The sequence below is a fragment of the Pirellulaceae bacterium genome (genome assembly GCA_029243025.1).
GTDB lineage: Bacteria > Planctomycetota > Planctomycetia > Pirellulales > Pirellulaceae.
Genome location: JAQWSU010000036.1, coordinates 17,223 through 40,894 on the forward strand (window position 1 = coordinate 17,223; position 23,672 = coordinate 40,894).

Here is a 23,672-nt window from a genome sequence, read left to right on the forward strand (position 1 = left end):
TGAACGAGCACTGCCATGGCCAATCCGAATGTGCCTCGAAAACGCCGTGTCGAATCGTTAGAAGAAAAGGTGCAGATGCTCCGTCGTGCCTATGCTTCGAATCGTTTCGATTTGGTCGAATCGCTTGCGGACTCGATTAAGGATTCGATTCAATTCGATCGGCAGAGTGCAGTCTCTTCTGTCGAGACAAAACCTTGGGTGCGGAAATCCATGCCGACGAGCGCGCTGACGAAACCCTGGGCCGAGTGGGCCGAAGGATGGATGCGCTGCAAGCCGATCAGGTTGTTTGAAACGGTGGGGATCGAACGTCCACGCGAACCTGTCGAGTTGTTTCTCGGCTTCGACGATGATGAAATCACCGATCCACATCGTGAAATTCGAATTGCTCGTGTTGAACAAAACTCGACGCTAAGCGAAGTGCCGTCTCAAATATTGGAGGACGTTCGACTGTCAGATGGGGGACGCGGCTGCAAATTGGCCTTTCTCGCGAACGTCGACTGTCACAGTGAAGCGACTTACTTGATTTTTTACGGAAATCCATATGCTGAACTCCCTAACTACGTAACCGATTTGGAGACTCGGGGCGAACAGTGGAAGCTGGATATCGAAAACGAGTTTTTCGTTGCTCAAATGTCGAGTCAGATGGGGCAACTCGAACGACTTATTTCAAAACGTCAACACGGACTGGAACTCTACGCTGGCGGAAAAGGGCATGGGGAGCCACCCACGATCGACTGGGCTCACGATTATGTCGAGGAGGGTGGTTATCAAAAACTGCGAATGAAGAATTGGTCTGAGTGCCGTAACTTTCACGTCATTCGAGGACCCGTGTGTACACAAATTCGCCGCTGGGGTTTTCCTTGGAGCCCAATCCATCCGCTGATCAGCCCGGCTCGATTCCACATGGATGTGACCTATTCGTTTTGGTCTGGATTGCCGACGTTTTTCAAAGAATCGAGTATGGAAGCGTTGGTTGACTTTCGCATTGAAGCGATGCGAGATGATGAATGGGTTTTCTCAGGGTACTCGTATACGAAGTCGCTTTGGATCGACGCAGCTGGGAAATTGCATGAAGGGCCTGTCCCGAGTGAGCATCAAAGAAATCTTTGGGGTGTCGGTTTCGCTAACGAAACAAGCCGCGATGCATTCATCGCTTTGTGGTTAGAGCACCAAGTGGAAGGGCGGGAGCAGATCAGTCATGGAGGGACTCCCACACTTCAATACGACGGACACGGACAGCTCTGGTCACGGTATCCAGCCGAAAAGACAGATCTGTCGGCTGGCACAACGTTTACACAGCGAAATGCATACACGCTGTTCTCATGGGAAGACAATGCCCATCGCCAAGTGGAACAAGAACGTCATCGCTGGATGAATCCTCTCCAAGTCAGTACCGACATGTTCCAGCCTGTTCAACGAGCAGCGAGCCACGGGCGGCTTGCCCGCGATGGCGAAACATCAGCGACCGCTGGCCCGAAAGATCGAATTTGGAAAGCGTTAAAAGAAGTTAAAGACGATCAGCTCTACGGCGTTGATGGCAACATCGTCGATCTCGGCTACGTCTACGATGTTCGATTTCGAGCAGGAGTTGCTTCCGTTATCGTGACGATGCCCCACCGTGGAAGACCCGTTCATGACTTCCTGGTCACTCAAGGTGGAGGACGCGTCACGGAAGGAATACAAGAGCGATTGATGCGCGTGCCAGGCGTGAAGTCTGTTGCCGTATCACTTGAGTGGAACCCAGCATGGTCGGTCGCCAGGCTGACCGCCGACGGACGCAAAGCGGTTGGTTGGAATGAGTAGTTCTGCAAGCTTCTGTCGTATCCGCCAATCGGGATTTTCGCAATGCTGCGAGTGATTGTTCGATGATGCAACCCTTGCTCTCTGAAATGAAAATTTCAGCGATCTGCTTGCGATGAATTCAAAATCGAGAACCGTGGAGTCAGGGCGGTTCGTAGTCTCCTCGACGATGAAACGCATGCGGCACTCCAGCAGAAGGGACTGCCGGCCGAATTCTCGTATCAGCCGCGACGCTTCAGCCTGATAGGAATGGCTACGATCCTTGCTCGTCGATTCAAGAATCAAACAACCGGCCTGACTCTTCTGTTCGTTTTCTGGCGTTCGGCCACGGGCATTTGGTGAGAGATTTGCGTTGGACTGGACGAGTCATCAAAATGGAGCGTCTCGTCGCTCGGACGGACCAAGGCCACGGTTTGCGTTGTTTTGTGGAAAGAAGTATCAAACATGAGAATCATCTGGTCGCTGTTGGCGATGTTGTTGCTGACGATTAACGCCACTGCGGAACCCTGGGAACGGCACACCATCGATCGATCGTCGATAGGTGCGGATGGCGTGCGTCTCATGGATGTCAACGGTGATGGCTTGTTTGACGTGGCCACCGGTTGGGAGGAAGGCGGCGTGGTGCGTGCCTATCTCAACCCCGGTCCGAAAGAGTCCAAAGCTGAATGGCCGTCGGTAACCGTTGGCAGGGTGAAGAACGCCGAGGACGCTGTTTTTTTCGATGTCGACAATGACGGAGCGATCGACATTGTCAGCTGTTGCGAGGGCAAAACCAAAACGATTTTTGTGCACTGGGCCCCGAAGGACAAAACCAACTATCTGGACGAGTCGGCCTGGAAGACGGAAGCCTTTCCGGTGACCGCGAACAAAGCATCGTGGATGTTTGCTATGCCAATGCAGATGGACGGCAAGGGGGGCGTGGATTTGGTCGTCGCCTCCAAGGGGAAAGTGGGTAGCGGTGTTGTTGGCTGGCTTGAGGCGCCGAAGAATCTGCGGGATTCGAAGGCCTGGAAGTTTCATCACTTGGCTCAGGCCAGCTGGATCATGAGTTTGCGCAAGACGGATATGGACGGAGACGGGGATCTGGATATCCTGGCGTCGGACCGCAAGGGCGAGAACTCGCGCGTCTTCTGGTTGGAGAACCCGAACGCTGTCGACAAGTGGAAGGAGCATGTGATCGGTGCGGTAGGCGAGCAGGTAATGTTTCTTGACATTGCCGATCTCAACGGCGACGGGCGTCGCGAGATTGTGGTGCCGGTACCGAAGCGGGATTTTATTATTCTGTCACCGCCCAAGGATCTTAGGGAGAAATGGCAGGAGCGTCGAATCAGCTTCCCTACGAGATACGGCACCTCCAAGGCGGCTCGCATCGTGGATGTGGATGGCGATGGGAAGATGGATATCGTTGGCACTTGCGAGCATGCCGACAACGAACTCTCGGGCGTGTTCTGGTTAAGTCATTCCCAATCCTCAACGGACAAGCAGTGGACGGACCATGACATTGGTGGACCGCTCGGGATAAAATACGACCGGATCGAAATGATTGACGTCGACGGTGACGGCGACCTTGATCTGATGAGTTGCGAGGAACGCGATCAATTAGGCGTCTTCTGGTACGAGAACCCAACGAAATGAATTTAATGCGTTTCAACACTTTCGCACTTTTGATTTTGAAATTTTTACTTTGCTTTGGAGCGGCAGGCGATGCATTGGCCGTCGATCGTAAGCCTGCCTCGCCACGGCGGGCGAACATCGTGCTGATCATGGCAGATGATCTGGGCTACGAATGCCTGGGCAGCTATGGCGGCACTTCCTACAGGACCCCGAACCTTGACGCGCTGGCCGTGTCGGGGATGCGATTCACCAACTGTTTCTCCACTCCGAAATGCAGTCCCTCGCGGGTGACGCTCATGACCGGGCGTTACACACTGCGTACGACCACGACCTGGGGCCTGCTACCTAGGAACGAAATCACCTTTGGCCGTGTGTTGCACGAGGCAGGCTACGCCACGGCGCTGGCGGGCAAGTGGCAAATGATCTTGCAAAAGACGGATCCCGGGCATGTGCGCCGCTTCGGTTTTCAGGAGAGCGCGGTCTGGGCCTGGCACGAGGGACCGCGCTACTACGAACCGATGCTCTATCACAACGACACGATCATGCAGAATACAAAGGATAAGTACGGGCCGGATTTGTACTGCGATTTTCTCATCGATTTCATCGAAACCAACCAGGAACAGCCCTTCTTGGCCTACTACCCTATGGCCTTGACCCACTGGCCCAAGAAAGATGAGCCGGCCGGCCCCAACGGGAAGCATCTGAACTTCAAGGGAATGGTGGAAGAGATGGATCGGCAAGTCGGCAAGCTGACGGCAGTCCTCGACCGCTTGGGGCTGCGTGAGAACACCCTGATTCTTTTTACGGGTGACAACGGGACGCCGACGAATGTGACCTCCATTGTGAATGGCAAGAAGCTGAAAGGCGGCAAAGGCAAGTTGACGGATGCCGGCACCCGTGTGCCGTTGCTCGCGAGCTGGCCGGGCACGATTAAGGCTGGGTCGCTGAACACGGATCTGGTTGACTTCACGGATTTCATGCCGACTCTGGCGGAACTAGCAGGGACGGCGGTGCCTCAAGACAGAGTGATCGACGGGCAGAGTTTCGTGGCGGCCTTGAAAGGGAAGAATCTGACGCCGCGTCAGTGGGTCTACACCTGGTGGAGCGGCAAGGAATGGCTGCGCGACAACGACTGGAAGCTCTACGCCGACGGCCGTCTCTTTCACATGAAAGAGGATTCGGATGAGGCGGGTCCGATTAACGTGAATGGCGATGACGTAGCCGCGAATGCGGCACGCGAAAAATTGGCGAGGCTAATGGCCGATCTGAAAAAAAGTGCTGTCGACGAGCGGCAATAAGCTGTTGATGCCAAGCCTGATGGCGCGCAGCGAATGGTGCTGACTAAGAACGGCTCTGCGAGCGTTGTTGCCGACGTGTATCAGTGATGATCAAAAGCTGGCCAGGAAGGTATCGATATCGACGTAGGCCAGCTCCTGCGATGGATCGGCTTGGTCTGGTGATCCAATCGAGCAATTCGAGTGGGCGCCATCCAACTCGAGGATCTAGCCTTTCACCTCAGGTGGTGCCTTCTTTGTTGACCACTGCCACAATCTACAGCACTTCAAGATATCTTCGATCACGTCTGCCTGAGGCGGTTCGATGAACGACACTACTTTCATCTCGCCGCCACATTCGTGGCACGACATCGTCCCGACCGAGCAGCCGTTGTGCCTTGGCCCTGAGACACCGCCAAGCACAAGAGGCAAGTTCGCCCACCAGCTGACGATCGAAGCGCGTGTGCAGCCGAAGACGCTTGGGAATGGTCAAAACGACTTGCCGATGTGCGACGGGCGAACAGACCTCTTCGGCAACATGAATCGCGGTCAGCAACGTCCGCTTCTGGTGGCACGATGGGCATGCGCATCGCGGCTTGCAGGAGAAGGCGACCTCTGTACGTTCTGTGACGTGTATGCCGCGATGAAATTCGTCCAAATCAACGATGTGCGATTAGTTGTGAATCCGCAACATCGATTATCTAATCAGGTAAAACCCGAATGCTCAGCCAATCTCTGACTGGTCAAAATATCGGCCAATGTAAATCTTGATTTTTCTCGTCGAATCCACGTTTAGCCTCGCGTGCCCGACTTTCACATTATCGATCAGGATCATGTCATCCGATCTCCACCGAAAAATCGATACATTCTTAAAGTATGCATTCGTCAAAATATCCTTCTCCCGCTTCGACAGACTTGCCCCGACGAGGCGAGCAACCCATAGACAGTCGCGGGCATCGATGCGATTGATCTTCATCTTAATATTTCGATGCAAATCTCGAAGAGATAGGTTCAAATAATGTAGCCATCCCATCCTCGGTCGAATGTAATTTTTGATCATAAAGTTTCGGTTATTGTTCGAAGGATACAAGATTCCCCTGAAGCAACGCTCACCTGTCTTCGGATGCGTTGAGATCAACTTGACATGTACGCCTACAAATAAGGATCCGCTCGCTTCCCATTTGAATTCGACATCGTCACGGTTCAGAATCGCTTCCACAATCGATCGATCTTCTGTGCCAAACGCTCTCTGCCAGGTGTTTTTCTTTTGCCATCCCGAATTATTTGAACTGATCGACGATGGGCCTGAAGAAAACCTGAATTCCATCAAAATCTTCTTGTCTTTTAGTTTATTTAACAATTCATCCGGAATGTCCCGTAGGATTTCAACACAGTTGAACAGTGGTGTCTCTCCATACCTGCAGTTCGTCTCCTCACAGAAGAAAGAAATGTATTTGGGTTGTTTGAACCAATAGAATGCTTCCGTGTGCGGAATGATTACGGACGAATTGGACGAAAAAGTGACATCCATAACGCCCTTTACAGCCCCTAAATTATCTCGCATCACTTCCCCGTAATATTCATGATTATCACAGGGAGATATGTCGAGCATTTCTAGAATGCGGACAAAATTCTCATGACTTTTGATATTGCAATTTCTAAATAGAAGAGCGCCACTCTCGTGTAGTGAGGTAAGTAACTCAATTTTTCGATCAGCGATTTCTTTCGCTGTGTTTTCGAATGATTGATTGTCTTCGGGGCACATCACGACTGGAAACTTTTTCACTTCAGAGACACATTCACTCTTCGTTAAGAATCTGTTCTTTAACATCTTCATAATCCAGTTAAAAGCTGATTCGGGCATGCTTCGAAAAAGTTCGAGAAGTTGCTCCACCATTGGGGCTGGCAACGAAATATTGGTTCGGACGAATCCTTTTTTTGTTGATTTCTTCTGGGAAAAGTTTCGTTCATGGTCATGCTTTCCGAGGAAGCCACTCCACCAGCTGCCGTGGATCTTAACCCATTAATCGCATTTTCGCGACGATGCGTCTCCGGCAGAAATGGCTCCCGTCCCCGTTGTCGCGAACGGGTCTCGGCCAGCGGGCTGTGGTTCGACTGGGAGACGATATCATGATAATAAGTGTTTTGATTTTGTTCGATTAGGTCTGACATCGGAAATCAAATCTTCATTCCGTCTTTTATCGATCGGACAGATGAAAGAATGACGGGAGGCGATCCGAGTGGAGCAGGGTAGATTGCTCGACGACAGACGCCGTGTACCGATTCAAATATCGTAACTTCAAAATGTGGGCTGTTAGCTGAATTCCTCACGGCAGCGCGAACCCTTCAAAAGTGATATGTATATGACGACAAAACTAGTCATGATCTTTTGCGGATTACTTGGGGCTACGCTGTCAGTCTCGGCAGCCGAGCGTCCGAACATTTTGTTTGTCATCACCGAACAGAATTACGCGGATGTGATGAGCTGTGTGATGGGTGATCGCTATGTCAAAACGCCGCACCTGGATGCATTGGCAAAACGAGGGATGCGTTTTGATTGTGCCTACGTGTCGAACCCAATTTGTGTGCCCTCGCGAAACTCAATCTTCAGCGGTTACTACCCATTTGAAACCGGCCTGCAATCCAACGCTAAAAAACCGTTGCCAGCGCAGATGGTTTGCATGGGAAAACATTTCAAGGATGCTGGATATGACACGGGCTATTTTGGTAATCTGAGCAATTCTTGTGTTATTTCAAGAATTCTTGAAATCGTGTTCCTTCGAGCCGTTTACTAAACTCGCTGAAATTCTTTACGACATCAGAGATATTTTTTGTCCGAACTTTTTTCCGGCTCGAACTCAAATTTGTCGCACTGATACCGAGAAACGGAAACACGTTACGCATGCATTCATCAATATTTCCTGCAAGGTCTTCATAGTAGATTACTTCAGTCTCGCATTGAGTCGCATGGTGCTTTAGTGCCGCATTTTCATTTTCATAGAAGCCTAGCCTTTTCATAGAATTGTTCAAATTCAAAATCAACTGACCACTAGCATCCAATCTGGCAAACCTATAGCGATTAATGAGGCGATAAACCTTTTCTTTTGCAGTCACACCATGTGGAGGCTCTCTTGTTGAAAAAAGCGCGTGAGAGATGAGCCGATCGACCAAATTGCGTCGCAGCAATAGAATGACTTTCACATCCTGATGACGCAGGTACTCTACCACATCAGGGAATTGATTAATGTCATCAAGCATGAGTTTGAAGCCCAGCGCCGAGCTGTCATCATAAGAGGCGTAGAACCAATCGAGATATTCAAATAGTACACGGTGTTTATTCCGCTTAAGTATTTTGCGTTTCCCTGGACGCTCCGCCAGGTAATAGCCCAAGGAAGATTCCTTGTGATACGTGATCAGCTTGCATTGACGGAGCTTTTGATGCAGCATTTCACCAGCACACGTGATCTGTTCGTGGCTATCTAGGAGCGACACCAACCATGTTGTTCCAGATCGCATTGTTGACATGACAACGAACTTTTGCGTCATTTTCTACCCCACAGCCTTGACTGACATAGTCGCAATATCAATTGCGAACTTCCTTAACTAAAATAAGTCGACTATAACTGTTGGCCGTCCCTTTCACTTATTTTTGTCTAACCTCGAGGAGTTGCTCTATTGGGACTTGACTCTTCATATCTTCCTTAGATCGGATAGCGCTGAAAGACTTGTCGAGTCAGCTGAACTGCTACTGACAGTAATTTGCTTTTCAATCCAGTCTACGAGAAAGAAGCACTAATTCAAGTGATGCAGTCGTGTAACGGGATCGATGGCTCCCTTTACACGACTGTATCCCCAGCTGTCTTTGTGATGTGGTGCGAAGCTCGGGCCTATGTGAGCATGAAATGCAAGGCAATGAACGCAAGATGAGCCTCGTTCGCGCATCTTTGACACCGGGTCTCGGCCAGCGCGGTATGGTTCGACTGGGAGACGATATCACGATCATGAGTGCTTTGATTTTGTTCACTATAGGTCTGACGTCGGAAATGGTCTGACGTCGGAAGTCAAATTGTCATTCCGTCTTTTATCGATCGGACAGATGATGGAATGACGAGAGGCGATCCGAACAGAGCAGGGCAGATCGCTCGACGACAGGCGCCTTGAAACGATTCAAATATCGCAACTTCAAGATGTGGGCTGTTAGCTGAATTCCTCACGGCAGCGCGAACCCTTCAAAAGTGATATGTATATGCCGACAAAACTAGTCATGATCTTTTGCGGATTACTTGGGCCTACGCTGTCAGTCTCGGCAGCCGAGCGTCCGAATATTTTGTTTGTCATCACCGAACAGAATTACGCGGATGTGATGAGCTGTGTGATGGGTGATCGCTATGTCAAAACGCCGCACCTGGATGCGTTAGCAAAACGAGGGATGCGTTTTGATTGTGCCTACGTGTCGAACCCAATTTGTGTGCCCTCGCGAAACTCAATCTTTAGCGGTTACTACCCGTTTGAAACCGGCCTGCAATCCAACGCTAAAAAACCGTTGCCAGCGCAGATGGTTTGCATGGGAAAACATTTTAAGGATGCTGGATATGACACGGGCTATTTTGGTAAATGGCATTTAAATATCAAAAAGAGCGACAAGGCACGTCATGGTTTTGATCAAACGGGCGTGCTCCAGGGCAATGGTGCCGATCATGCTATCCCCGCACGAGCAATTGCCTTTCTCAATCAGAAACGAGACAAACCGTTTTTTCTTGTGACCTCTTTCACCAGTCCGCACGACATCTGTCAACTGGTGCGAGGCCAGAAGATTCCTGGTGGACCGATTGGTGATTTTCCTGAGCCTGAGGATTGTCCACCTGTGCCTGTCAACTTTGCGCCACCGATCGATGAAACGGACAGCATGACTTTAATGCGCAGAAGTTATCAAGCGACAGAAATGACACCGATTGCTGATTTCGACGCTGATAAATGGCGTCAAATGCGATGGGGATATTATCGTCTGATTGAACGAGCTGATCGCGAGATTGGAAAAGTGCTGACGGCTTTAAGCCAATCCGGACTCGAGCAGGACACGTTGGTCATATTCACTGCTGATCACGGCGATTGCACCGGTGCACATCAGTTCGCTCAGAAGACGGTATTCTACGAAGAATCGGCACGTGTTCCTTTGATTGTTGCGTACCCAGGACATGTTGACACCGGCATCACACGTAAGCTTGTGAATGTGGGTATCGACACATTACCCACCATGATGGACTTCGCGGGGATCAAGAGTCCCAACTCGCTCAAAGGTCTTTCTTTGAAACCCATTTGTGAAAATTCCAGTGTGGCGAAGTGGCGCGATTACCTTGTTGTTTCGAATCATATGGTACAGGGTGCCGTGCCCAGAGGTGAAAAAGAGGTACCACAATGTCGGGGACGAATGCTTCGGACAGTCGATTATAAATATGCGGTTTACGATCTGGGTGAACATCGTGAATCCTTGGTGGATCTGCAGAAAGATCCGCATGAAATGCGGAATCTGTCGCGTGATCCGTCACACCAACGAGTACTGAAGCGACATCAGGATTTACTGCGTCAATACGCAGCCGACACTGGCGATTACGAAGCCGTTGAGATCCTGCTTGGACTGCAGTGAGACAAAAACGAAACAGTATCTTTCAACGCAAGGCGACGCATGCACACAATGCACCGAAGAGATGCTCGTAGTCAACTCACCCGAATGATTTTCCAAGCCTAGCTTGTCGATCGGGAAATAGCGAAATACCTCGACTGATCGCTCGACAACGTAAACATTGCTCTCTGAAATGTGAAAGGCGTTCGACTTGCTTGCTCAATCGACTTGCTTGCTCAATCGGCTTGCTTGCTCAATCGGCTTGTGCAAGAGCCCACTCGTGAATGGCAATCCTCTCTCCGATAGAAACTGACGACGCAGAAATCTGAGCGGTTGCTTTAACTTTCCATATGCCGTAAGCGCAAGCGAAATTCGGCGATGCGACTTCAGCGAGTGATGGACGCCGGGCGCGACCAATCAGCTTATTTCGGGTGGATGACTGTACGAACGTGAGCACGATTGAATCTCGTACCTGGCAGGCTAATTCCTCGATCTGATTCCCGGCAGTGACGACAATTGCAAATCGTACTCGACCGAATCCGGGGAATGCCATCGCAGTCCTTTGCTCGCGATGTGTTCGACCAAGAATCGAAAGAATACACCGCTGACTTGACGAGGACCTTGACGAGAATCAGGCACACAGACACCAAATCGAAGTTGACCTAGAAATGCGAGATCATCAAGATAGCTGGCACTCGGGTCGAACTATGCCTAATATCGCAAAAAGAATCATTTTTCTGTTGGTCGTCACGCATGCAGCCGATGTGTGGGCCTGCGCATTTTGCTCCGAAATAATCGATACGCTGACCAACGAACTGAAAAACGCGAAAGTCGCCGTCAAGGCGGTAAGTACGGGCCCAACGCCTCAGTTGGATGACCAGGAAGCATCGAACCAGGAGTTTCAAGTTACTGAGTCGATCAAAGGGGACTGCCCGCCTGGATTTCGATTGCGGACGCGCTGTTGGAATGAGGTTCAGCAAGGCGAAACCTACCTGATCAAATCCTTTGGAGGTGACCCGTACCGTTGGGAGTCACCAACGCTTCTCACGACCGAAGCGGTCGCGTTTTTGGAAGGCCTGAAAAAGGTTCCGGCAATGGGACGCGAGCGACTACTGTTTTTTCTGCCGTATCTCGATAGCGACGACAGCTTAATCGCCAATGACGCATACAACGAGTTTGCGCGGGCCTCGTTTGCGGAAACTGCCGAGTTGCGTAATGATCTTTCACCGGATTGGGTCGTCCAGCAAATACGGGATGGGAATGTCTCCGTGCGGCGTCGACGACTGTACTGGACACTGCTCAGCATCTGCGGAACGCAAAATGACATCGGACTTTTCGATGAGCTGCTCGTACGTCATCGGGTGGATGATACTTTCCGTATCGGTTTGGACGCCGCCATTGCCTGTATCTTGTCGCTTGGCGGAGAGCAGGCTCTACAGAGAATCGAGCGGCAGTATCTTGGCAATCCCGATGCCGAGTATGGCGAGAGGTACGCTGCAATCATGGCTGTTCGCGCTCACGATGCACAATGGGAGCAGTTTTCACGCTCGAGGCTCGCACAAGCTCTCCGTCATGTGCTGGTGACACCCGAACTGGCTGACTTGGTCATTCCTGATCTAGTAAAGTGGCAGGATTGGTCGGTCATTCCCCGGTTAGTCGAATTGTTCGAGAACGCCAACGAAAAGACGCAGTTCGTACGTGTGCCTGTTTTGAAGTATCTGATCAAATGCCCCGAACCCCATGCGGCGGATGCACTTGCCCAGCTCAGCGTGCAAGATCCTGAGGCTGTTCGGCTGGCAAGAGAGCAAATCGCTTTGGCCGAGACCGCCGAGCAGGGCCCGACATCAGCCGTCCCTCTGCCGCCGACGGTGCCCGAGTCTCCGAAGGAAAATGATCAGGTCGTCAGCGATGAATCCTCAACGGCTTCCCTTGAAGCATCCGCGGTGACTGGCACAGCCGGTTTCTCTTGGATTTGGATGGGGGGCCTCGTCGCGGTCGGTTTCGCAACAGCCGGATATTTCGTCAGATTGCGAGTTTTGCGATCATGGAAGTGATCATCTGTTTGCCTCTCGTACCAAGTAGAGCAGATCCATGTCAGTTCTCAGCCCCACCCTTATCCTCCGACCACGGTAGTCCCGCTAGGTTCCAGATGGTTCGCGCTCGTCTTTCAGTATCCAGCCCTTGTCCTCGAAGCGGAATCAGTCTTTCTGGGCTTTTGACATGAGCTCGCATGGCTGCCACAGCTACACTTAGCTGGCCTCACCTTCCACGTGGTCCAAAACATTCACAGTCTGACGATGACAATCTCTCCTGCGCTAATCGATCGCACCGCTTGAGTTAACTTATCGTTCTCGTGGTGATGATCGTCAGCGATCATCTGATGGGGCCAATGAACCGTGGCGGCGATCGCCATTGATGAAAGCGAATGAGGAATCGCACTTGATATCCCCACGATCAACGGGTGCATCAGACTTCCGCGTTCGCTGGCAAAATAGGCCAACATGACCGTCTTTCCATGCCTGGCGACTAAGCGCAATGAGTCGTCACAATAAAAAACGATATTTGCAAGTGCATTGCATCTGTGGCCGGTTCGCGATTCTAGATTTTTGAGATGAAAACTCGACGGACCAGATAAAAACTGTCCGGAGTGTTCGTCTGCTTGCAAAGACGTCGTCGATTCGCTAGAACATGCAAACCAATTGCATGTGGGTTTATGTTGCATAAGTGGCGGTGTAGTAACGCGTTTACGAAGACGAGTAATCAGTGCACGAAGGCTTCCCCGGCGCATCGAGTTTAATTCCCGCGTGGAAAAGAACTTTAGGATGCTCGGTGAAAAAGTGCTCTGCGGGCCATATCAAGGTGGGTGGACGATGCCCCAAGATCAATCGCGGGATTTTCTATGCTGAAATTACGAAGTGCAGCGACGCTCTTTTGCGTCGGCGTTGCTTTAGTAGCGTACTGGTCTGCCAGCGCTCGGAACGCAATGGCGCAATCTCCCAAAGCTTTGGTCGTCGTCACCCATACATTGGATGAGGACTTTGTCAAACGAATCGGAGACGAGTTTGTTGAGGTGGAAGTTCTTTTTGCAGCCGAGGCCGATCTGGAAACGGTGAGTTATGAAGCGTGCAACAATCGAGTCCACGACCTCCAGGAGTTTCGAATTCTCTTTTTTCGAGGCGACAAGGAGTGTCCGATCGAACGATTCTGGCGGGATCGGATGTCGGCAAGGAATCCCAAAGGAGAAGTACGTTGCTTACCACAATCACGATATCGAGTCGAAATCGAATGCAGGATTCAACGAGCGAAAGAAATTCATGCCGCACTGACATTGCTGCTTCCCGATCATCATGAGCAACTTAACGCAAACCTGCAATTAGAGCTTCAGCGACTTTGCAAACCCAGGATATTCCGATTGCAACTCGCCCTGCACGAGTGATACGGCAGTCCCACTTAAGAAGGAAATGTGAGCAAGATGTTTGCCAGCGAAATGCCCTTGAACATTCTATTACCCCGTCGTACCTGGGCTGATTGGGCCGGGATGATCGCTTCCATCGGCTGTGCAATCCATTGCGCAGCCATGCCTTTGGTGTTGGTCTATTTGCCGACACTTGGTCTTAGCTGGCTGGCTGATGAAGTATTCCACAAGTGGATGGCAGTGCTTTGCTTTGGGCTCGCCGCGGCCGCATTTGTACCGGGTTGGAGAAGCCATCGGAGTTTCCTACCCGCGATTTGGGCAGCAGCTGGATTGCTGCTTTTGACGACGGCTGCCTTTGGATTGGAAGGAACTTGTTGTGCTTCTTGCTCGAGCGATGAGCCTTCTGCTGCCATGGCAACGGCGGGTGGTGATTGCTCGACATGCCAGGCGAGTGAAACGATCGCACCGACGTCGGCATCTGGAATCGTTCTCGCTTGGATCCCCCTTCTCATCACACCCGTTGGTGGGCTGCTGCTTGTCGTCGGCCATGCCCTTAATCACATGAAGAAGTGCAAATGTCGGGGTAGCAGTTGCTGCCTGACGGATGGCGACTCTCGGAGTACCTTAGAGCGAGGGTCGAAGGGTGACTGATGCAAAGGACGATAACCTCGAGGAATCTACTTCGACGGAAGAAGAAACAACGATGGCCAGCGAATCGGCCTCGCTAGCATTGCCTTTCCTGATGTCGTTGCCCGTGCCCGAAGAAGCCCAAGAACCGATTCCAGTGACCGTTTTTTCGGGTTTTCTCGGGGCCGGCAAGACGACTCTGCTGAATCACGTTCTCAATAATCGTCAGGGTTTGCGGGGCGCGTTAATTGTTAACGATATGAGCGAGATCAATATCGACTCCCAGCTCTTAAAGGGCGGTGACGCGACTTTGAATCGATCAGAAGAAAAAATGATCGAGCTGTCCAATGGTTGCATCTGTTGCACGCTTCGTGAAGACCTGCTTCGGGAAGTGGGACGTCTCGCGGTCGAGGGACAATTTGATTACCTGCTGATTGAGTCGACTGGGATCTCCGAACCGCTTCCAGTGGCGGAGACATTCATCTTTGAAGACGAGGACGGTCGAAGCTTGGGCAACGTCGCGAAGCTCGACACGATGGTAACGTTGGTCGATGGCTACAATTTCCTCGAAGACTTTCAATCGATTGATGAACTACGGGATCGTAGTATCGGCTTCACCGAAGAAGATGATCGTGACATCGCTCAACTGCTGGTTAACCAGATTGAGTTCGCGAACGTCATCATCATCAACAAGGTAGACCTGCTGACCGACAAGCAGCTCGCGATGTTGCGTGGGATAATCGGCAGTCTAAATCCACAGGCTCGACTCCTGGAGACATCATTTGGGCAGATTGACCTGACCGAGATTCTGAATACCGGCCTATTTACGGAAGAGTGGGCCGAGACGCAGCCGGACTGGTTGGAGAAACCAAGCGAAGGATGGGGCATCGATGCCGAAAAATACGGTTTCGAGTCGTTTGCTTATCAGACCCGACGTCCGTTTCATCCCGCTCGGTTCTACGAGTTCTTCACGGGGGGCGGTTTGGAAGACGTCGTCCGTTCGAAAGGGCACGTCTGGCTGGCGACACGCATGGAGCTCGCCGGTCTATGGCAACAAGCCGGCCTCGTCGGAAAGCTTGAATGTGCAGGTTTTTGGTGGAGTGCCACCCCGTCGGAAGAATGGCCAGACGACCCGGAATTCAAAAACGACATGAGTCAAATCTCAAAGCCACCCTATGGCGATCGGCGTCAAGAACTGGTTGTCATCGGTCATGACCTGGACGAAGCAGACTTCCGGCATCGGCTCGATCAATGTCTGCTGTCGGACGAAGAATTCAAAGCCGGTCCCATCGCTTGGGCTAACTACGAAGATCCCATTTCCGAATGGGAATTAATGGATCACGACCACGACCATCTTTCCTCGCACTAGTGCCCCGGGCGCTGGTCGCCTGTCGGGCCGCTTGCTGCTTGATAAGGGCGGGAAGTTGGCGGGATGCTGCGAGTGCTCGCTCGAGGGCGTAAACCTTGCTCTCCGCAATGAGAAAGCCCTTCGATGTGCTTGCCAAAGGCTTGATTTCGAAAGAAAGACGCGGTTAAAACCTTTTTTGTCGGGGCAGCGTCGGTCAGTACGGTACCGCTCACTTGGGCGGTTTTTGGTTCGCCAACAAGTAAGCGATCAGATCGACGATTTCGTCCTTGCTGAAGTAATCCAACAAGCCACTGGGCATGGCTGACACCGGTGAGGTTTGCCGTTGCACCACGTCAGACTTGGCGATCTTCATGGTCTTCGTCGGCTCCAAAAAACTGGTGACGATTTCCAAGTCTGACGAGCGATCGTCACCGGATACAACCCGGCCAGTTCGAGCGAGGCCATTCGCAAGTATCAATGTTTCAGCAGCGTATTTCTTGTCGATCACTCGCGAGGGTTCGATGATTGACGTCAGAATATCGCGTGGTGAAAATGGACGAGCGAGCGAGGTGAGATCGGGACCGTTCAGTCCTCCGGTTCCTTCCGTTCCGTGGCAAACGACGCAGCGCGCGGTCGCGAATATTGTTTTTCCGCAAACGGGGTCGCCCGTATCTTTCAACGTGCTCCACGCGTCGGCAGCTTCATCCACCGTCCACTTCCGCACGAATACGGTCTTAGCAGGGGGAAGCTCTCCGTCGCCTGGGCTGGTAGCAGCCTGATAGGATTGAAGCCATGTCGCAATATCGGCGATGTCTTGAGCCTCCAGGCTAAGGGCCGCGGCGTCGTACATCAGGGAACGTTTGAAGTCGTTCTTTTTGTTGATGCGGTCTTTAGGAATGAGTTGGATGCTGCCGGCGGCCGACTGGATGACGAGTGGCCGTGCATCTTTCAACCAGAGATCGCTGTTGTTGAATGCGATGTCGTGGATGACGCCGCCGTCCTTGAGCAGAACCTCGGTGCCTTCGTAGACGAGCGAGATCTCGGCGGAGAGCTCCGCAATGACACGCACGACGAGTTCCCGCGTCTGGTTCGGGCCCCAGCCTGCCTCGACCTGACTGACGGCCAGTTGAAACGGCCAGATGACTGCGTGTGTGGAACAGCGGCAGGTCCAACAGCACGTCGAACGTTTGCCATTAGATCCTCTCGCCGAATTGCAGCCCTCTTGAAGTTCATTCAAAAGGTCTGATGTATTTCAAGTTTCAGTTGTTCTCCATTCGTCTATTCCATTGCTTCCAGGCCTGCGACAATTGCCGTGTAATCTCCGGATACTTGTCCGCCACGTTGTTGGTTTCGGTGCGGTCGGACTGCATATCGTAAAGTTCCCATTGCATCTCGCTGTTAGAGTTTCGCTTCGAGTTGTCTCCGTTGTCCTTGAAAAAATCGATGCCTGTTCTTGGGTTTGTGTCGGCGGAAATCAGTTTCCATTTTCCTTTTCTGACGGCACCGCTGCCGCCAAACCGCCAATGGAAAAATTCAGAGTTCTGGCGTTGCTCGCCCTGGAAGATCGGCAAGAGGCTTCTGCCTTCGAGAGACTGGATTTGGTGGCTATTGCTGTAGACTGGTGAGCGAACGCCGGCAACGTTTAAGCAGGTAACCATAATGTCCATGATGTGGCCTATTTGGTGAGAGATTCTCCCGCCGTCTTGGATTACATCAGGCCAGTAGGCGATCAACGGCGTGGAGACGCCGCCTTCGTGGTTCCACCATTTATATTTTCGGAAAGGAGTGTTACTTGCGTTGGCCCAGGCAACTCCCAACGTGCGGTATGACTCCATCGGCCCAGGCGGTACTTCGTTGGCCGTGGCATCGAAGGCCTTGTAGTCTTCTGCGCACGATCCGTTATCTGACAGAAAAAGCAAAAGCGTGTTTTCTTCAATGCCGAGCTGCCGAACTTTGGCCATGATGCGTCCGATGCCCTGGTCCATGCGATCTATCATCGCGGCATAGACAGCCATTTCTAGGTCACGACTATCCTTGTCCTTAACGTCATCCCACTTCGGAACATGGCGGTCGCGTGGTGGCAGTTTCCATTGTCTGTCGATGATGCCCATTTCGAGAAGGCGATTGTAACGCTGTTGTCGAATCGCGTCCCAGCCGATCTTATATCTACCGCGATACTTGGCAATGTCCTTCGGCCAAGCCTGAAGTGGAAAATGGGGAGCCGTGTACGAAACATAAAGGAAGAATGGATCGTCATCTTTGCCGTACTGATCCAGATACCTAACGGCAGCATCGGTAAATGCGTCCGTGGCATAGAAGTTTCGATCTTCCGGTGTGAATGGCTGAATGATCCTATTGTCGATGGCCCATGAACGTTGTTCATTAGGGTGTTTTCTGCCGGGTTCCTTTTCACCCGAACGTTTCAGCCCTGGATTAAAATAGTTGCTCGCGCCATCGTTGAGACCGTAGAAGCGGTCGAAGCCGCCGTCCGTCGGCAGACTCGCAATGCCGCCATCATTCTTTCCTGTCATCAGTGTTCGATAACCGACGGTCTTGAGAACCTGTGCGACATTTACAACGCTTCTCATTTCGCCTTCTTTTACCTGTCGAGGATACAATCCCGTTAGCAACGTTTTTCGAGAAGGCGTACACTTGGCGTTGTTGTAGAATTGTGTGAATCGCAGACCTTCATCCGCTAAACGATCAAGGTTGGGAGTTTCAATCTCAGAGCCATAGCAACCCAGATCGGAATACCCCAGATCGTCCGCCATGATCAATACAATGTTGGGTCGATCGTCGGCTGACGCGACCGTAACGAGGAGCAGCAACACCAACACCGCGGAGCGACACAGCAAACGATGGTTCTTTGGATTCACTTGGGAGTCTCCTTGGCACGAACGCTGCTTAGACAAATGATTCAAACGAACAATCTGTAACATGTTACCATGTGAAATCGGTCTGCAGAAATTGGTGGCGTCTGACGTCGGTTGAGGCGGGTTGACAATTATTCGCGCACCCGTGGTCAGCATGAAGGCAAAAGAAACAGCTCGCCGCAATTCACTGCGATGATCTGTTTTGATTTCAAGTCGGGGTGACAGGACGGCTATTTAACCTTTTAGACGAGGCGTCATCGAACTGCAAACGCTCCATCTCCCTACTTGGGAATCGATTGCATCGATTTTGGCCTGGTTGGGATAGGAGGCGGGTTTCAGACTCGCCATTCGGAATGCCGGTCAATCCCCAGTCATGGGCCAATTGGGGCTTTCGTACAGCGGGTCGTTTCACCTCGGCGCACTACGTAGTCCGCCAAATTGCGGAGGATGGTCCAGCCGCACTCAATTAGATTTCTTGCAAATTGCGTTCGGTTTGACCGCCGCGGAACTTGCATTCGATGCCTAGGTCGTCAATAAACTTTGAAGGGCGTACCAAAAACTAGATGAATTGACACAGAGGCCGATTGTGGCCATTATCGACCGTGTCATGCCAGCTACCCGCGTCTTGCCAGCCATCAATACGTCTGTCAATTGATTGCCTCAACGACCTGGGTAATGAAGTCGGTCTCATTCCGTGTACGTGGCCCCGAACCCACTCGTGCAACAACCAGATCAAGAGATGAAATGATGTAACATCGATTTGAGTTGTAACCTTCCATGGCAAACATATCGTTCGGTAGGCCGGGCCAACGCGTCCCCTGACTATTCACCCAAAAAGCATAGCCGTAATTGGGATTCAACTCTTGCGAAGACTGAGTTGCCAGTTTTAACCACGCGCGGGGAATCAGCAGTTTGCTGTCCCAGCAACCTTGGCGAATTGCTAGGTAGCCAATCCGAGCAAGTTCGCGTGCTGATATGTGCATGCCAACGTGGGCGCTGGTATGAGGACCGATGGAACCGGTGCCACCGATCACGTCCCAACTCGCTTGTGCGAATCCGATCGGATTGAATAATCGATTTTGCATGTATTCATGCATCTCTTATCCAGCAATATTCGCGAAGATGAGCGACAGAAGAGCCATCGCGGGGTCGCTATAGTCCCACTTCGTCCCCGGCTTGGTAGCCAATTGATCGACTGATTTGCCGTACCGATTTGGGCAACGTCCAAGTGCATGTTCAAAGGGGCAACTTCCCGTTGTCGTGGGGATGCCGTAGACTCCCATTGACTCGCCAGCAATCCCCGATGTCATGGTAAGAAGGTGTCGGATCGTGATCCACTCCTTTTGCAGATCGGACGGCGGATACGCTTCGGGTATTAATGAACAAGCGGGAGTGTCAAGATCGACGATTTGTCCGCTGTCATGGGTTTGACGATCATTTTCGAAATCGTCCAAAAGCAGCCCCCATGCGAGCCCCGTTAGCGACTTCGTGCAGGACCAAATGTCATATCGGCTGGTCGCCAAACTCATAAAGGTATGGTGTTCGCAAACTAGGTAGCCATTCCGAATGATCACGATGCCTGCGGGGAAATTTCCGAATAAGAACGTCTGCAGCTTGAACAGTTGAGCCAGCTTGTCGGCATCCATCCCTGCCTGTTTACGAACATCGTTCGCTGAGTCCAACCAACGCCAACCGCCTCGCGACTCGGCGAGCGGGTAATACGCTTGGGGTTCTATTGAATGTTGGTTTGATTTTGTAATCGATTTCGTCGAACCTGTAAGTGACATTTGACCAGCCAATTTCTCTTTCGTAAAACTCAAACGCGAATCAACAAGTGATAGACGCAGGCTTCCTTGGCGTCAACCGTAAGCGTCGTTGTGACGATTGACATTCCGGCAATCCATCAGGGAAGTGCTCTGCCAGTGACAAAAAATGCCGGCGACGTTTTTCATCCCAGCGACTGAATAGGAAATCGAGTTTAAGTGAAATAGAGAAGTAAGTAACGATGGTGATCCAGTCGATACGACGATCAATCACGTGACGTCAACGCACTGTTAACGTGTGTGACGCCTTTGAAACCCCAGACGATCGACGCACGCTGGTCTGCCGTAGAGGTCGAATTCTATGACGCCACTTCGCGGATGAGTGGCCTGATTACGGTTGGCATTAACGATATCGGCGATGGGCGACTAATCCGAGTAAACCAACGATCACCATGACGAATGATGCAGGTTCCGGCACTGCGTTGACGGCAGCACGCGGTCCTTGTTCATACCCGCCACCGGTGAATGCTGCAACAAAGTCGCCGCTATCGAAAACCATGTCACCGTTCCAGTCGCCTTCGGCGTAGCCAGCCACGTTTCCCGTTTCGTATTTGGCAGTACCGAAAACCAAGACAAAGTCACTACTGCTAAATTCGCCGTCGAAATTCGAATCGGCTAACCACAAATTCTGGAGTTGTTCTGTCCACGCAACTCTGTCTGCCGTATCTGTTTTTCCGTCTGCGTTGACATCACCAGCCAGATCATTCTCTTTAATGTACTGTGAGTGCACATCAAGATCCCCCGCATCGAGCTCGCCATTGCCATTGTAATCGCCTGTCAGTCCGGTATCTCCCCCGACGAACCGAAGCTCGCCGTGGCCTTCACCGGCTGCACCGTTCCCGTGTGAGGCAAAGAATTGGCTGCTTGTCCAATTCCACGGTGGCAAAAAATTGGCGGCATCTGTCGATTGTCGCGTGACATTGAAAAACCAAACATCATTTTCGCTTGGCGCGAAAGGATGGTTCAAACCCGTTGCCTCGCCTGTTTTATTGGCCTCGGCCGGTGCATCAAATTCCTCCCAGGGAATCAACATCTCGATCACCGCGCCATTTTCACCCGCATCGCAACTGATGTGGGTTCGACGCAGATGCTCCCAGTCGGTATCGTTGTTGAATAATCCATCTGCATGAGCAGCTGTCAGGCTGCCAAACGTCGAGCCTGTCACGCTGACGCCGTCCGACGGTAGTTCACCGTCCGCGGGATCTTGCGTACAGTCATCGGCCGTGTCTGGTATGAGGTCGCCACCGCAATTGCCTGCACCAGCATAGAGATTAAAGCCGATCTAATAATTATCGACTTCATTGTCGAATTGACCGATGTTATCTGCTTCAAGCGTATTGGGATCTAAGAAGACATTGAAAAAATCACCAGCAAAGTCACTTCCGGCTGGGTTTTGCCCCATGAAGTCATCGCCCCATTCTCCGTAGTCTGACTCTCCCAAGATGTATCGTCCTTCTTGGTTCCAAAGTGCTCGGAAGCGGTTGTTTTCCTCATTCGGCTCGCCGCCATCAAGAGTTCGCAAGAGAGTCCAAGTTTCGCCACCGCTCGCCGCAGCATCCCATTCGTTCGGTGCGATCGTACCGTCGATCGTCGGGCCGACGGCAACGAAGTGGGCGTCGTATGTCCGCACTTGTCCGTGACTGGTCGCCATCGGCACCAAGCGTGCCAAACTAAAACCAGCGACGATAGTGAAAAGTCGACGTGAAAGAATTTTCGTACTCATCGGTTGCATTTCTCCCGGAAATGTGGCGTGCAAATGCTCGGCTTAAGCGATGTCAGGCAGCGTCATCGCAATTTCATTCGGCTCAATAATCAACCCCGATTTTATGGTGGCCTTAGCGGGATGTCATTGAGAACTCGCGTTCATTGATCGAGAATGCTTGTCATTCGTGTGTTGACTATTTTGTATGTGTGAAACCAGTGTTTCTGGTGTTGGCAAGTCTTTGGGTTTAATTTTTTTGTCACGCAGGGCCGGCTCGTTTTTCCCTTCGGTAAAAGACTGTTGGTAGCAAAATGTCCAAATTGCGTGTGGCGTTGCTTGTCGGAAATTCTAGCGGTTATGGGCGATCGATATTGGCTGGCATCTCGCGATACCTTCGTGCTCGCTGCGATTGGTCTGTGTTTTTCGCCCAACGGGACTTGGCCGCGGGATTGCCAAGTTGGGTGCATGCTTGGCAAGGAGATGGCGTAATTGCCAAAGACATGCCACACGCATTGGTTGACTCTCTTAATGCTCGAGCAATATCTTTGGTCGATTTGCTAGGGCTCGCCAAGCCCTACGAATGTACAACGATCGTGGCAGACGATGCACTGATCGCTCAGAAAGCGGCCGAGCACTTTCTCGATCGCGGTTACACAAGATTTGCTTTCTGCGGCTACCAGAATGCCTATTGGTCCGAGCAACGATGCCATGCGTTTATTGACTATCTGCGTTAACGCGGACATACTCACGGCGAAACGTTCATCACACTGTGGCCAGAATTCGGCGTCCTCGCCGTTCATGACGAATTGCAACGACTTTCAAATTGGATTCAAAGACTTCCCAAGCCATTCAGATTGTTGGCGGCAAATGATACTCTTGGGCACTACGTCGATGCCGCGTGTTCACATAGTGGGGTGGCCGTTCCCGAAGAGGTTCCGTGATCGGAGTCGACAATGACGCAACGATCTGTAACTTGTGTTCAACGTCTCTTTCGAGTGTCATGTCTGACATTGAAACGATCGGCTATCGAGCCGCTGAGTCGCTAGCAAGGCTAATGGATGGCGCCGATGACGTGCTGCCGCTGACCGTGGTCCCGCCACGTGGCGTAAAGACGCGACAATCAACCGACATTCACGCTACGGAAGATCGTGCAATCATGGAGACGCTACGATTCATAAGAGCGAATGCATGTAACGGAGCCACCGTGACAGATGTCGCGAAGCAGGTCGCAATGTCTCGTAGTACACTCGAACGTCGCATGCGAGAGGCTATCAATCGGACGCCGAAACAACAGCTTCGCTACATTCAAATATCCAAAGCGCGCGGATTGCTAAGCGATACTAGCGAATCGCTAACGGAGATCGCAACGATTTGTGGGTTCGAACATCCGGAGTACATGCACGTGGTGTTCAAACGCGAAGTTGGCGTTACGCCTGGAGAATATCGTCGGTCAGCTTCGCAGCATTGAAACTTGCTTCGTCGCGAGTTTGCCCTTTTTTATGCCTGAATAGCATTCAACGGCGTAGATTTTGGAGCTGCGGGATCTCGGTTCCTGTAAATTCGAATGCCTAATACA

The 23,672-nt window shown here is 51.6% G+C and carries 21 protein-coding genes; 12 read left to right on the top strand and 9 right to left on the bottom strand.

The window, feature by feature from the left end; all coding sequences use genetic code 11:
* The first annotated feature begins 15 nt into the window (after window positions 1–15).
* The 4 genes from P8N76_17335 to P8N76_17350 all read left to right on the top strand — a co-directional run bounded on the left by P8N76_17335 (window position 16) and on the right by P8N76_17350 (window position 5,427).
* Window positions 16–1,803, top strand: a complete 1,788-nt coding sequence (locus tag P8N76_17335; protein MDG2383438.1) for a metal-sulfur cluster assembly factor — start codon at window positions 16–18, stop codon at window positions 1,801–1,803.
* A 441-nt stretch (window positions 1,804–2,244) separates the two neighbouring features.
* Complete coding sequence (locus tag P8N76_17340; protein ID MDG2383439.1) at window positions 2,245–3,435, top strand: VCBS repeat-containing protein; 1,191 nt, start codon at window positions 2,245–2,247, stop codon at window positions 3,433–3,435.
* Window positions 3,432–4,712: a sulfatase-like hydrolase/transferase gene (locus tag P8N76_17345; GenBank protein MDG2383440.1), complete on the top strand. Its 1,281-nt coding sequence runs from the start codon at window positions 3,432–3,434 to the stop codon at window positions 4,710–4,712. Before P8N76_17340 ends, P8N76_17345 begins: the two co-directional genes overlap by 4 nt.
* Window positions 4,713–5,013: 301 nt before the next feature.
* Complete coding sequence (locus P8N76_17350) at window positions 5,014–5,427, top strand: hypothetical protein (GenBank protein MDG2383441.1); 414 nt, start codon at window positions 5,014–5,016, stop codon at window positions 5,425–5,427.
* Here the strand turns inward: P8N76_17350 and P8N76_17355 are convergent.
* Window positions 5,413–6,519 (bottom strand): TauD/TfdA family dioxygenase, encoded by a 1,107-nt coding sequence (locus P8N76_17355; protein MDG2383442.1) that lies wholly within the window; start codon window positions 6,517–6,519, stop codon window positions 5,413–5,415. The genes P8N76_17350 and P8N76_17355 overlap by 15 nt on opposite strands.
* Before the next feature lie 532 nt (window positions 6,520–7,051).
* Here P8N76_17355 and P8N76_17360 point away from each other — a divergent pair.
* On the top strand, window positions 7,052–7,483 hold the full coding sequence (locus P8N76_17360) for a sulfatase-like hydrolase/transferase (GenBank protein MDG2383443.1): 432 nt from the start codon (window positions 7,052–7,054) through the stop codon (window positions 7,481–7,483).
* Here P8N76_17360 and P8N76_17365 read toward each other — a convergent pair.
* The gene (locus tag P8N76_17365) at window positions 7,437–8,234 is read right to left on the bottom strand and encodes a sulfotransferase (GenBank protein ID MDG2383444.1); all 798 of its coding nucleotides are present in this window, start codon (window positions 8,232–8,234) and stop codon (window positions 7,437–7,439) included. The genes P8N76_17360 and P8N76_17365 overlap by 47 nt on opposite strands.
* Before the next feature lie 700 nt (window positions 8,235–8,934).
* Between P8N76_17365 and P8N76_17370 the strand changes: the two genes are divergently transcribed.
* Together P8N76_17370 and P8N76_17375 are read left to right on the top strand one after the other, a co-directional pair.
* Window positions 8,935–10,332 (top strand): sulfatase-like hydrolase/transferase, encoded by a 1,398-nt coding sequence (locus P8N76_17370; GenBank protein MDG2383445.1) that lies wholly within the window; start codon window positions 8,935–8,937, stop codon window positions 10,330–10,332.
* A gap of 683 nt (window positions 10,333–11,015) precedes the next feature.
* On the top strand, window positions 11,016–12,362 hold the full coding sequence (locus P8N76_17375; GenBank protein MDG2383446.1) for a hypothetical protein: 1,347 nt from the start codon (window positions 11,016–11,018) through the stop codon (window positions 12,360–12,362).
* A 230-nt stretch (window positions 12,363–12,592) separates the two neighbouring features.
* Here the strand turns inward: P8N76_17375 and P8N76_17380 are convergent, their stop codons facing one another.
* On the bottom strand, window positions 12,593–12,811 hold the full coding sequence (locus tag P8N76_17380; protein ID MDG2383447.1) for a hypothetical protein: 219 nt from the start codon (window positions 12,809–12,811) through the stop codon (window positions 12,593–12,595).
* Between the two features lie 480 nt (window positions 12,812–13,291).
* Here P8N76_17380 and P8N76_17385 point away from each other — a divergent pair, with 480 nt between their 5' ends.
* From P8N76_17385 to P8N76_17395, 3 genes are read left to right on the top strand one after another with little or no spacing between them, the layout of a single operon-like run.
* A complete protein-coding gene (locus P8N76_17385) occupies window positions 13,292–13,744 on the top strand; it encodes a hypothetical protein (GenBank protein ID MDG2383448.1) in 453 nt (150 codons plus the stop codon).
* 36 nt (window positions 13,745–13,780) lie between these two features.
* The gene (locus tag P8N76_17390) at window positions 13,781–14,374 is read left to right on the top strand and encodes a MerC domain-containing protein (GenBank protein MDG2383449.1); all 594 of its coding nucleotides are present in this window, start codon (window positions 13,781–13,783) and stop codon (window positions 14,372–14,374) included.
* Window positions 14,367–15,719: a GTP-binding protein gene (locus P8N76_17395; protein ID MDG2383450.1), complete on the top strand. Its 1,353-nt coding sequence runs from the start codon at window positions 14,367–14,369 to the stop codon at window positions 15,717–15,719. The genes P8N76_17390 and P8N76_17395 overlap by 8 nt, the downstream gene beginning before the upstream one ends.
* Window positions 15,720–15,927: 208 nt before the next feature.
* Here P8N76_17395 and P8N76_17400 read toward each other — a convergent pair whose 3' ends face one another.
* The 6 genes from P8N76_17400 to P8N76_17425 form a co-directional block, all read right to left on the bottom strand.
* Window positions 15,928–16,767: a c-type cytochrome gene (locus tag P8N76_17400; GenBank protein ID MDG2383451.1), complete on the bottom strand. Its 840-nt coding sequence runs from the start codon at window positions 16,765–16,767 to the stop codon at window positions 15,928–15,930.
* 190 nt (window positions 16,768–16,957) lie between these two features.
* Window positions 16,958–18,574 carry an arylsulfatase gene (locus P8N76_17405; protein MDG2383452.1) on the bottom strand — a complete coding sequence of 539 codons (1,617 nt, stop codon included), beginning with the start codon at window positions 18,572–18,574 and terminating at the stop codon, window positions 16,958–16,960.
* A 644-nt stretch (window positions 18,575–19,218) separates the two neighbouring features.
* Complete coding sequence (locus P8N76_17410; protein ID MDG2383453.1) at window positions 19,219–19,668, bottom strand: hypothetical protein; 450 nt, start codon at window positions 19,666–19,668, stop codon at window positions 19,219–19,221.
* 3 nt (window positions 19,669–19,671) lie between these two features.
* On the bottom strand, window positions 19,672–20,358 hold the full coding sequence (locus P8N76_17415) for a serine hydrolase (GenBank protein ID MDG2383454.1): 687 nt from the start codon (window positions 20,356–20,358) through the stop codon (window positions 19,672–19,674).
* A 379-nt stretch (window positions 20,359–20,737) separates the two neighbouring features.
* The gene (locus P8N76_17420; GenBank protein MDG2383455.1) at window positions 20,738–21,559 is read right to left on the bottom strand and encodes a hypothetical protein; all 822 of its coding nucleotides are present in this window, start codon (window positions 21,557–21,559) and stop codon (window positions 20,738–20,740) included.
* A 117-nt stretch (window positions 21,560–21,676) separates the two neighbouring features.
* Window positions 21,677–22,117, bottom strand: coding sequence for a hypothetical protein (locus P8N76_17425; protein ID MDG2383456.1), 441 nt, complete (start codon window positions 22,115–22,117; stop codon window positions 21,677–21,679).
* Window positions 22,118–22,407: 290 nt separating this feature from the next.
* Here P8N76_17425 and P8N76_17430 point away from each other — a divergent pair, with 290 nt between their 5' ends.
* Entirely contained in the window at window positions 22,408–22,830 is a 423-nt protein-coding gene (locus P8N76_17430; protein MDG2383457.1) for a hypothetical protein, read from the top strand.
* A 203-nt stretch (window positions 22,831–23,033) separates the two neighbouring features.
* Entirely contained in the window at window positions 23,034–23,564 is a 531-nt protein-coding gene (locus tag P8N76_17435; protein ID MDG2383458.1) for a helix-turn-helix domain-containing protein, read from the top strand.
* The last annotated feature ends 108 nt before the right edge of the window (window positions 23,565–23,672 follow it).